Raw genomic sequence first — 11,308 nt, 5'->3', positions numbered from 1 at the left:
TTGCCGGCACCGGACGGCGACGCCGTTGTGCGTGCGCAATATGAACCGCCCCAGGGCGAAATCGAAATTGCACTGGCGCGGATCTGGTCGCAGTTGCTGGCTGTCGAAGCGGTTAGTCGTCACGACAACTTCTTCGAGCTGGGGGGGGACTCCCTGCTGGCCATGCGTGTCGCAGGATCGGTGCGTCAGCAGTTTGGCGATCAGCCGGCGCTGCGTGCGCTGTTCGAGTCGCGCAGCCTGAAAGACTTCGCCGCGCAAGTGGAAAGCGCGTGCGGGCCTGCTCGTTCGCCTGTGGTTACACAGCCCCGTGACGTCCCCTTGCCGTTGTCCTTCGTCCAGGAGCGTTTGTGGCTGATTCAGGCCCGGGATGGCGGGCGCGCATACAATTGGCACGGCGCATTGCTGCTAGAAGGAACGTTTTCCCTCGATGCGTTGCAACATGCGTTCGACGGACTGGTGGCGCGCCATGAACCGTTGCGCACTCGATTCCTGCTGGCCGACGGTGACGATGTGCCTTCGCAGTGCATCGACGCTTCCTGCGAGCTCCTGCTACACGTGTTGCCCACCACGCCGCAGCATCTGACGCAAGCCTTGCAGGCGCATGCTGCTGTCGAGTTCAATCTGCGACAGGGGCGCTTGATACGGGCCCAGGTGTTGCGTCTCGCATCGAAGCGCCATGTGCTGTCGATCGTGATTCACCATATTGTCTCTGATGGCTGGTCCACCTCGGTGTTGATGCGCGACCTGCGGGCGCTGTACACCGCGCACCTGGCCGGAGTGGATGCGCAACTCGCGCCGCTGGTCATCCAGCACGCCGATTATGCGCACTGGCAGCGCCGACAGGATCTGACCCGGCATCTGGATTACTGGCGCACGAACCTGGCCGGCCAGGCCGATCCGATTGATCTGGCGGTGCCGGGGACCCCGGCCAGTATTGCCCCGGGGCCGGTCAGCATCGTGCGGCGGCCAGTGAGCGAGGACTTGTCTTTGCGCCTCGCGCAGTTCAGCCAGCAGCGCGGTACCAGTCTGTTCACTGTACTGCTCGCCGGTTGGACGCTATTGGTTCATCGTCAAACCGGACACTCGGATGTGTGCACCGGCACCACGGTAGCGGGGCGGGACGATCCGTTGCTGGATCCGCTGATTGGCTTCTTCGTCAACATCCTTCCGTTGCGGGTGCGGCTGGACGGCGATTCGCTGATCGCCGATGTGCTCGACCAGACCCACAACGTCGTGCTTCAGGCACTGGAACATCAGGCATTGCCGTTCGAGCAGATGCTTGCGGCGGCGCCCCGGTTGCGTCAGGCGGACGGTCGTTCGCCATTGCCAGTCATGTTGCGGCATCAAAATTTCCCGGGCATCGACACTCAGGCTTGGGGCGACGAGATGACCGTCAGCGAATGGCCAGTCGAAGCCGATCGTCCTGCCCAGGCGGATCTGGACCTGGAGGTGTTCGGGGATGCCCGCAAGCTGGAAATCGTCGCGAGCTTCGACACCCTTCGGTTTAGCGCAGCTCAAGTGGAATTGATGCTGTCGGTCTGGCTCGAGATTCTGGAACGGGTGATCCAGTCGCCACGACTTGGCGTGTCCAGCCTGTTGGCCCTTACCCCGAGCGAGCAAGTGCTGATTGCGCGCAGTAACGACACGCTCCAGGCATTTGAGCAAACGTCGGTGACGGCACTGTTCGCTCGCCAGGTGTCGCAGCGATCCGATGCCACGGCCTGTCTTGATAACGGGCAAGCAGTCACTTTTGCCGGGCTGGACAAACGCAGCAACGCGATCGTTGCGGCGTTGCAGCACCAGGGCATTACGCCGGGTGCGCGCATTGCCCTTTATCAGCCGCGGTCGGCCGATTTTCTCGCCAGCGTGCTGGCGGTGTTCAAGCTGGGTTGCATCTATGTTCCGATTGATCCGGGTTACCCGGCTGCCTATGTACAGCGCATCCTCGACGCTGCGATGCCAGCCCGTGTGCTGACCACTTCCGGTCTTGCGAATGAACTGGTGGGAACCCATCTGCCGCTGTTGCGGCTGGACTGCGATATCGATCAGCACGCCAGCTTGAATTCTGTCGTCTGCGACAACCATCCTGATGATCCGGCCTACATCGCCTACACCTCGGGGTCTACGGGACAGCCCAAGGGCGTGTCGGTCGAACACCGGCAACTGCTCAACGGTTTGCAGGCCTTGTGGGCGCGCACGCCATTTGCGGCAGACGAGGTGGTCGCACAGAAGACATCCATGTCGTTTGTACCGTCGATCAAGGAAATGCTCAGCGGGCTGTTGGCGGGTGTGCCTCAGGTCATTTTTGCCGATCCAACCGTCAAAGATGCCGAAGCTTTCGCAACAGCGCTGCGCGAGCATCGGGTAACGAGGCTGAATCTGGTGCCTTCGCACCTCAATGCGTTGCTCGATCACGCTTCGCAGTTGGGCAGGCTGCGCCATGTCGTGACCGCCGGTGAGCCGTTGAGCCGTGAGGTCAGGGCCCGTTTTGGCCGTTTGCTGCCCCGGTCACGGCTGCACAACAACTACGGTTGCACCGAACTCAACGACATCACTTACAGCGAGGGCGAAGATTTGGCGGGCCTCGGTCCCGTGATGCCGGCGGGCCGGCCGATTGCCAACGTGCGGGTGCATGTGCTGGACGAGCGGCTCAATCCGGTGCCGGTGGGTGCTGTGGGCGGAATTTTCGTCGAAGGTTTCAATGTTGGCCCCGGGTATTGGAACCAGCCGGAATTGAGTTCCGAACGTTTCATCGTATTGCCATCCGGCGCACGTGCATTGATGACCGGCGATATCGGCATGTGGTTGGCTGATGGTCAACTCATGCACTTGGGTCGCAAGGATTTCCAGATCAAGGTACGTGGCCAGCGTGTTGAACTGAACGCGGTCGAACTGGCGCTGGGCAGCTGTCCGGGGCTGACGAAAGTGGCTGCAGTGGCGCGCCGCGCGGGTGGCGAGCACGATCAATTGATCGGGTTCTATGTCCCGGGCGACGGCGCACAGGTCGATCACAATGAGTTGCACGACTGGCTGGCGCAACGGTTGCCCGGGGCCATGGTCCCCAGCCGCTTTGTACCGCTTCCGGCGTTTCCGGTTTTGCCTAACGGCAAGCTGGATCGCCTGACTTTGCGCACGATGCCATTAAGTGCGTTGAGCGCCGTAGAGCGTTCGTACGATGCTCCGCAAGGGGAGCTCGAACGTGTGCTGGCGGCGATCTGGGCGCAGGTGCTGGAGGTCAAGCGGGTCGGGCGCCACGATAATTTCTTCGCGTTGGGCGGGCACTCGCTGATGGCCTCGCAATTGGTCGTGCGCATCCGGGAGGCGTTGGCGGTGGATCTGTCGGTGCGTAGCATCTTCGACACCCGCAGCGTCGCCAAGCTGGCGGCATTGCTGCAATTGCAAGCGTGTGTACCGACCGATCAGGCTCCAGTGCAGGCGTTCAACCGCGAGGGCCGGCAGCGACCACTGTTCCTTACACACACCTTGCAAGGCTACTCCTGGTACTTCGAGCATCTTGCCGGATACATCGATGCCGATGTTCCGGTGTACGGCTTGCCTCCGCTTCCATTGTCAGCTGAGCCTCTGGAGGATTTAGTCGAGATTGCCGCGCGTTTCGTCGACGTCGTTCGCCAAATCCAGCACGAAGGACCTTACCGGATTGCCGGTTGGTCATTTGGCGGTTTGATCGCCTATGAAATGGCCACGCAGTTGCGAGAAGCGGGCGAGTCGGTTGAATTCCTCGGGCTGTTCGACACCACCTTGCCGTCCCTTGACAGGCAAGACAGTACGCATCACGCCAGCCTGGTGACGCTGCATGCGTTCGTGACAAATAACTTTGTCGAGCACGAACCGGACTTGATCGAGATATCTTTGCGGCGAACGGTGGAGGAGGTGGTCGAGGACATCGTACAAGCCCTTGAAAAGTACAAGCGTGCCGGAAAAAACCTGTGGCATCTCGCCCATGACACGCCGCAGGAAAACCGACAGTTCCTGTACCGCATGCTAGGCCACGGCAAAGCCATGCACACCTGGCGACCGCGTGCGCTCAATGCCAGATTGCACTTGTTCATTGCACAGGACACAGCGCTGACACCGCTGGAGGGACACGCAGAGCCGTCCCGATACCTGGGCTGGGAGCAACTGTTGGCGCCGTCTGCCATAGTCTTGATGTCAGTACCGGGTGACCACGAGACGGTTATCAAGCGGCATGCGGACCAAATGGGGGCGCTGATCAGCCAAGTGTTAAAGGGATAGTTCAGGCGCGTGAAGTGAAGGCGCTTGCATCGCTGACAGTGCGGGATCGACAACGCAATTACTCAGCGAAGCCCGCACAGCAGGCGCCTTCCAGTGGCTTACCAAGCGATGTTTGGGTGGAGATGATAGTTGGCAGGGCGAGCGCATGAGTCGCTCGGGCCTTTGGCCTGGGGGGCGATAGCGCTGGTGGTGTATCTCGTTGAAACCCTGGCTTCGGTCGATGTGATGGTTCATCAGTTGGTGGATCATCTGGAGGGTGGGGATTGCCATGCGCTGCTGGGTTTCCAACAGCATCATGTTGGCGCAGATCACCGCGAATCGGGTGCTGGATCAGATTGATCCGCCTTGAAAGAGCCCATGAACGCGGACCTGTGGGAGCGAGCCCGCTCGCGAATAGCGCCGGTACAACGCGGACATCCAGACGGACCGCGTAATTGTTGACCTCCATCGCGAGCAGGCTCGCTCCCACATGAGGTATGCGTTCATTGAGGCGGGTGAGTAGTCGTTGATGCCCATCGCAGATTGGCGGTATCGCTCATCCAACAATGGGGGACACAACAATGGAGCGATCCATTTTTCGAAGCTGCCGGGGCAATTCGAAAAAAATAATCCGTTCCCAACCCCTGCGACAAGTGGATTAAGAACCTACAGAAACTTTCAGAGTAAACCCTCCAGGCGATTCCGATTCGCCGTCGACAGGGCAAGTGATTGAAGGTTCTTGTGCGGCAGGATCTACGACCCACCCCCAAGGAAACTGCAACGTCTGCTTAAAACCCTTGACGTCGCAGGCGACCATTGGAGTGACCGTTGTGATTGGAAATACGCTAAGTTCCCCGACACAAGGTGCTCCAGGTGAGGCATTCTCTTTCAACTCGACCGGTACACCATTTGCCACTGCCCAATACCCGCAGGCATCGAAGGAGGCACTTGCGACCTCCTTGAGGTTGTCTGTGGAGTACGTCTTTACATCGTTGAGCGCGTCTTCATCGGGCGTGGTGGAAAACACCTCCAGAACCAAAGCGGAGTTATTGCGCTCAACAATTTGTTTGGGCGTAAGCTTTGTAGTCTTGAACTGACCGTCGGAGGTTATCTCAAAGCTCTGAATTCCCGCTTCGGTCGGGATCAAAAGTTTGTCACCGATCTGGGATACTGGCTCGCTACCTTCGATCTCCGACAGGCTCCCCACCGGACGATAGTAACCAAATTGATGCATGTGGCCGTTCGAGTAACCGTATACGTACCATCCTGGAAAATCGGTGGCGTAGACGCTACCTAACAAGAACTTTCCCTTTTGTTCAAATGTCAGGGGAAGCCCTGTGCCTTGTGAAAATGTGCCAATGTCACCGCGGGCAATCAATCGAAGCAATGTGTATCTAGGCCAAAGATCGCTTGATGGAGAATCTTTCATCAAAGCATACGCGGTGTCCGGATTATTTTCCGTGCATTGACCTTCTTCGTCGTAGGTTAACAATTCGATCACTAAATCGGTGGCTTGCCCATCACTATCGAAGTCGCTCACCAGTACTCTGCCAGGGCATATGCCAGTCAGTGCGAGGTCTTCTTCAATAAGTTGCCTCAGCAGAAAGGGACGGCCTGTTTTTCCCAAGAGGACGTATTTGCTTATGTGGGCAATGGCGGAAGGAATTTTTTTGGTGAATAGTTCCGTCCCGTTAATAGCATACGAGACCAACCCGGACAGGAGCGTAAAAAAAGCGATGGCTTTCCACAACGCACGACCAATCGAATGAACTTTTCGACGTTGCCCGGGTTTGAAATGCTTTGCAATTCCTTCAATGGTTTCTTGAAACTTTGAGCGATCCATAGGTGTGTTGTCTCCTCAATAGGCTCAACAACCCATCAAATTGGTATCAAAAAAATCCCTTTGCGTACTCTTCAGCGCATGCCTGAGCTCGTGTTATTCCACCCCAATCTTCGAACAGTTTTTTAGACGCGGCATTGATGCGCTCTGGAGTCATGTAGGGCGTGTTTTCGTCACGCGTGCCCGGAAAAATCAACACGATGGTTTCAGGCACCGACCATCCCTTGCCGACAAACTCTTTCCTGCCTCTGACCTCCGTGTAATTAACGGGCGGTGCTGCCTTATCAAGCAATCGACCATTAAGCGCGATACTTCCCTCGCCCAAGGAGTTCACGGGGCCGGTGTCGCCGACTACAGCGAACACGGGCGAAGTTTTTCCAGGGCGGAGCATGACAACCAGATCTCCAACACGGACATTGCGCTGAGAGAAGCCATTGCTGCCCTTGGGTATCACAATCGCTGGCGTTACCAAGGCATCCACATAATTTGTGATATCACATGCATCCTGGATCGGTTTTTTATGCAGTGCGGTAGCAGACACCAGGAAGCCATCTACTTCCGGGCATGGTTTTCCGTTTTTTAGCGGGATGATGTCAGGGGAAATGCGCGTCGCCTAGAAAAGATCGGCTGGCCAACCCTGAGCCTTTGCTCTCTGCGTCAGAATTCGTCGCTGGCGCATCCCTTCGCTATCCAGGTTTGAACAGGCATCCGACATGGCATTGCAGAGGTTATTCAGGGCTACAGTTTCCCCCCAAAAATCTGCAACGTTGTACGACCGCCTGGTTCCGTCAGTGTTGACGTTGATCTTTTCCACAAACATCAGCGCCGAAGGTTGATTGCCAACTGCTCCGTTGGCCCAGACAGATGTCTTCTGGTTCTTGGCATCGCTATCTTTCTGGTCGAATGCCGGGTTCATACTGCACATCTCGGAGGCTGCTGGCGCTGTACTACTTAGAGCGAGCGATATGCCGGTGATGACGACTGCTATAGCGCAGGTTTTTGTGAACATGATTCCCTCCAGGACAGGATCATCCTCTTTTAAACGGGGTGGTTTGATTCTCGCCAGAGTCAGCTTTGTCAAACGTCTGCTTCTGGCCGATTGCTGCCCTTCACGGACGGCAGAAATCGGCCAGAAGCAGCCTCTCACAAGCGACCGTTTTGGACCCGAAGCAGACGTTTGTGACCGGAAAATTTCGGCCATGGCAGACGTTTAGATTAGTGCATATAGATCCACCCCTTTCTTCCATTGGTCTCGTTTTTTATCAGCAGATTCAAGGTTGTCCACCGACCACCCAGATAGGATTAGGCAATACTCAAATCCAATCCGGCATAGTCCATCACCACTCCCAGCCCTAACATGGCCTCACCTTATTTTTTCAGGAGTGCGCCCCATGAGTGCAGAAAAAACCCTCTTTATCACCGGCGTCAGCAGTGGCTTTGGCCAGGCCCTGGCTAAGGAAGCTCTCGCCCAGGGCCATCGAGTGATCGGCACTGTTCGCAGCGAATCCGCTCTGGCAACCTTCGAGGCGCTCTCGCCTGAGCGGGCCCATGGCGTGGTGCTGGACGTTACCCACATCAATGCCATCGACGCGGTAGTTGCCGCTGTTGAGAACCAGCATGGCCCGGTGGATGTGCTGGTCAACAATGCGGGTTATGGCCACGAGGGGATTTTCGAGGAGTCGTCGTTGGAGGAAATGCGCCGCCAGTTCGACGTAAATGTATTTGGCGCAGTGGCGGTGACCAAGGCGTTTGTGCCGTATTTTCGCCAGCGGCGGGTAGGGCATATCCTCAATATCACTTCCATGGGCGGCTATATCACCATGCCGGGCATTGCCTATTACTGCGGGAGCAAATTTGCGTTGGAGGGCATCTCTGACACGTTAAGCAAGGAGCTTGCACCCTTCAATATTTTTGTCACGGCCGTGGCACCAGGGTCGTTTCGCACGGACTGGGCAGGGCGTTCAATGCAGCGTACGCCGCGCAGTATCAGTGACTACGATGCGAGCTTCGACCCGGTGCGCAAAGCCCGTGAGGAAAAAAGCGGCCATCAACTGGGCGACCCGCAGAAAGCCGCACGCGCCATGCTGACGATTATCGCCAGCCCCACCCCGCCGGCTCACCTGCTGCTGGGCAGCGACGCCCTGGCACTGGTGCGTGACAAGCTGCACCGGACGGTGGAGAGTATTAAGCAATGGGAGGTGCTTAGCTGTTCTACGGACGGTTGAGCAAAAATGTGGAGACCGTGCATTCGATGCCAAAACCCAAGGATCCGAGTAGAGCGCGTATGGTGCAGTTGATGGGCCAGCTTGCGCCGTTGGAGGGTTACAACTTGAGCCCACTGGATGATGTGCGTTTTCTGCGTTCCAACCGGCCGCTGACGCGCACGCCGGTTTTGTATGAACCGGGCATCGTCATCCTCTGTCAGGGGCAGAAGCGCGGCTATCTGGGTGATGAAGTTTACGTCTATGACGCGCAGCATTATCTGGTGGTGTCGGTGCCGGTACCTTTTACGATGGAGACCGAGGCTAGCGAGGCGGAGCCAATGCTGGCGGTATACCTGCGCCTGGATTTCACCCTGGCCGGCGAGCTGATTCAGCAGGTGGATGATATTTGGAACTTCAGCGCGGCTCAGCCTATGGGCATGTACGCATCGCCCATGGACGAACCGCTGCGCCAGTCGACCCTGCGTTTTCTGGAAGTCATGGGTGACCGTACCGACGCGCAAATCCTCGGCCCGGCGATGCTGCGCGAGCTCTACTACCGCATCCTCACCGGTGAACAAGGCGGCACTTTACGCGCGGCCATCGTCCAGCAGGGCAAGTTCGGCAAGGTGACGCGCGCCATTCACAAAATCCACAGCTGTTATCACGAGCATCTGGATGTAGAAGCCCTGGCCCAGGAAGCGCAGATGAGCGTGCCCAATTTTCATCTGCATTTTCGCAAGGTGACCGATTCCTCGCCCATGCAGTACCTCAAGTCGACACGGTTGCATCAAGCGCGATTACTGATGCTGCGTAACGACCTGACAGCAGCCAAATCGGCATTTCTGGTGGGCTATGAAAGTGCTTCGCAATTTAGCCGAGACTTCAAACGCCTTTTCGGCCGCACACCGATAGCGGAGGTGGCGTGGATGAAACGAACCTATGCGTTGCCGGCACCGACAACTCCGTCGCCCTTCGTGTCATCACACTGACCTTCAATCAGTCCTGTTTTGCCCGGCACCGATAGGCTTCGATCGGTATACGTGCGGCGCAAACGCCGAGCTGTTTCAGTCTGCGGAGAAAGGGAGCAGATATATTTTCCCTACTCGGAACGTCCGCTTCTGGCCGATAGCAGCCAATCAAAACAATCACCTTGAACCCAAACTGACGCCGTCCGCACCATCCAGCCGAGCAACGCATTGATCAGCGTGATGCCACGGCACACCACCTGCAACATCGCCGTAACCCCGGCAAGACCGCACTCGCTGCGAGAGAGGAGGAGAGCGTTCCGCTATGGGATGTGATTACTCAGGCAACCCAGCCAGTCGCAACCCTTCGGTAAACCGCGCAAAATCCTCCGGCCGCTGGATCGGCAGCCACTCTTTGAGTCTGGACAAGCGCAACGTCGGGTCCAGCTCGTGCAGGCGCTGCATGACTTGCGTGGCTTTATCCATGCGTCCGCTGAGGGCGTGGCTGGCTGCCAGCAAGGCTACCGCCGGCAGCAGGGTGGGCAGGTTGCGCAAGGCTTTTTCCGCCCAGTCCGCTGCGCAGTCGAAGCGCCCGGCGAAGAAGTGCGAGAGGGCCATGCCCACCTGCATCCTGAACATCTCCGGATCCAGCGGGCTCAGGCGAACGGCATGGGTCAGGTTTTCGATGGCGGATTCCGTTTCACCGTGCAGCGCGCGCAGGATACCGCCCAGGTACCAGGCGGGGGCGAGGTTGGGGTTGAGCAGGCGTGCCCGGTCGAGCAAGGCAATGCCGCCATCGACATCCCCGGCAAGATGGCTGAGCGCGTGTCCACCGCGGGTTAACGCCACCGCGTCATCGCGGCCCAGTTCTACCGCCAGCCGTGCGAGCCGTATGCCCTCGGCGATCTCAAGCGGACGGTCGGCCATCCAGCCATTCAACTTGCGCCAGAAGTGGCACCAGGCGGCCATGCCATAGGCCGAGGCAAATTCCGGATCGAGTTCGATCGCCTTGTAGAACAGCGGCAGCGCCTGTTCGATGGCTTCGCGGGTGCCGTTGTGCAGTTTTGCCATGCCGCGCAGGTAGTAATCGTAAGCGTCCAGGCTGTCGGTGGGTTTGCGCTTGGCGCGCTCGATTTCCGCCCGTTCAAGCTGCGGCGCGATGGCACCGACCACGCTTTCGGCGATCCGGTCCTGCAACTCGAAGATGTCATCGAGCAGGCCTTCGAAGCGTTCCGCCCAGATGTGCGTTCCGCTCTGCGCGTCGATGAGTTGCCCGGTGATGCGCACTTTGTTTCCGGCCTTGCGCACGCTGCCTTCCAGCACGTAGCGCACGCCGAGTTCCTGGCCGACGCCTTTGACGTCCACGGCGCGGCCCTTGTAGGTGAAGCTCGAGTTGCGCGCGATGACGAACAGCCAGCGGATGCGCGACAGGGCGGCGATGATGTCCTCGACCATGCCGTCGGCGAAATACTCCTGCTCGGGATCGCCGCTCAGGTTATGGAAAGGCAGGACGGTGATGGAGGGCTTGTCCGGCAGGCTGAGCGTGGAGGGCGGGGCCACCGGTGCGGGGGTGGCGATGTCCGGTGCGTCTGGCTGTCGCGTGGCGTCAGTCTCGTCGACCTTCAGCAGGCCGACGAATCGGTAACCCTTGCGTGCGATGGTTCGAACCAGACGCTGCTCCTCGCCGGTATCGCCGATGGCCTTGCGCACTGCATTGATGTGGCTGGTGATAGTCGATTCCGAGACGATACGCCCGGCCCACACGGCCTTGAGCAAGTCGTCCTTGCTGACGACACGTTCGTGGTTGCTGACAAGCTGAAGCAATAGATCGAAGACCTGCGGCCCGACGGTCACGACTTCGCCGCGCAAGGTCAGCTCCCGGCGCTCCTGGTCGAGTACGTAGTCTTCAAACACGAATGGCAAGGTCAGTATCCCCCGGTCGGATGCCCTCGACTCCGTGTCCGAGCTGGCGATGGGACGATGATACGGCAGCGCGTAGCGGGCTGCACCGTTCACGGCAAGGCAGCTTCGTCACACACCGGCAGCGTTGGACGGAAAACCAAGCT

7 protein-coding genes and 1 pseudogene are annotated in these 11,308 nt (G+C 58.4%); 4 read left to right on the top strand and 4 right to left on the bottom strand.

The window, feature by feature from the left end; genetic code table 11:
- Positions 1-4,254: amino acid adenylation domain-containing protein (locus ACW9HW_RS13590; protein ID WP_457400299.1), on the top strand; the 4,254-nt coding region annotated here is incomplete at its 5' end.
- A 183-nt stretch (positions 4,255-4,437) separates the two neighbouring features.
- A pseudogene (locus ACW9HW_RS13585) lies at positions 4,438-4,603 on the top strand (DUF6124 family protein); the annotation flags it as partial.
- A gap of 288 nt (positions 4,604-4,891) precedes the next feature.
- Here the strand turns inward: ACW9HW_RS13585 and ACW9HW_RS13580 are convergent.
- The 3 genes from ACW9HW_RS13580 to ACW9HW_RS13570 form a co-directional block, all read right to left on the bottom strand.
- Positions 4,892-6,076: a hypothetical protein gene (locus ACW9HW_RS13580; protein WP_457400297.1), complete on the bottom strand. Its 1,185-nt coding sequence runs from the start codon at positions 6,074-6,076 to the stop codon at positions 4,892-4,894.
- A 46-nt stretch (positions 6,077-6,122) separates the two neighbouring features.
- A complete protein-coding gene (locus ACW9HW_RS13575) occupies positions 6,123-6,614 on the bottom strand; it encodes a hypothetical protein (protein ID WP_457400296.1) in 492 nt (163 codons plus the stop codon).
- Between the two features lie 72 nt (positions 6,615-6,686).
- Positions 6,687-7,082 carry a hypothetical protein gene (locus tag ACW9HW_RS13570; RefSeq protein WP_457400294.1) on the bottom strand — a complete coding sequence of 132 codons (396 nt, stop codon included), beginning with the start codon at positions 7,080-7,082 and terminating at the stop codon, positions 6,687-6,689.
- A gap of 382 nt (positions 7,083-7,464) precedes the next feature.
- Here ACW9HW_RS13570 and ACW9HW_RS13565 point away from each other — a divergent pair, with 382 nt between their 5' ends.
- Positions 7,465-8,298 (top strand): oxidoreductase, encoded by an 834-nt coding sequence (locus ACW9HW_RS13565; protein WP_457400292.1) that lies wholly within the window; start codon positions 7,465-7,467, stop codon positions 8,296-8,298.
- A 59-nt stretch (positions 8,299-8,357) separates the two neighbouring features.
- A complete protein-coding gene (locus ACW9HW_RS13560) occupies positions 8,358-9,266 on the top strand; it encodes an AraC family transcriptional regulator (RefSeq protein WP_457400290.1) in 909 nt (302 codons plus the stop codon).
- Between the two features lie 312 nt (positions 9,267-9,578).
- Here ACW9HW_RS13560 and ACW9HW_RS13555 read toward each other — a convergent pair whose 3' ends face one another.
- A complete protein-coding gene (locus ACW9HW_RS13555) occupies positions 9,579-11,165 on the bottom strand; it encodes a winged helix-turn-helix domain-containing tetratricopeptide repeat protein (protein ID WP_457400287.1) in 1,587 nt (528 codons plus the stop codon).
- Positions 11,166-11,308 lie beyond the last annotated feature (143 nt).

Source organism: Pseudomonas sp. SDO5532_S415 (assembly GCF_054071155.1).
Note: the sequence above shows the minus strand (reverse complement) of the source record. Positions and strands in the feature narration are given on the sequence as shown.

Excerpts from the sequence above, each read along its gene's own strand:
- ACW9HW_RS13570 (WP_457400294.1), bottom strand. The coding sequence starts at position 7,082 with ATGTTCACAAAAACCTGCGCTATAGCAGTCGTCATCACCGGCATATCG.
- ACW9HW_RS13565 (WP_457400292.1), top strand. The coding sequence starts at position 7,465 with ATGAGTGCAGAAAAAACCCTCTTTATCACCGGCGTCAGCAGTGGCTTT.
- ACW9HW_RS13560 (WP_457400290.1), top strand. The coding sequence starts at position 8,358 with ATGGTGCAGTTGATGGGCCAGCTTGCGCCGTTGGAGGGTTACAACTTG.
- ACW9HW_RS13580 (WP_457400297.1), bottom strand. The coding sequence starts at position 6,076 with ATGGATCGCTCAAAGTTTCAAGAAACCATTGAAGGAATTGCAAAGCAT.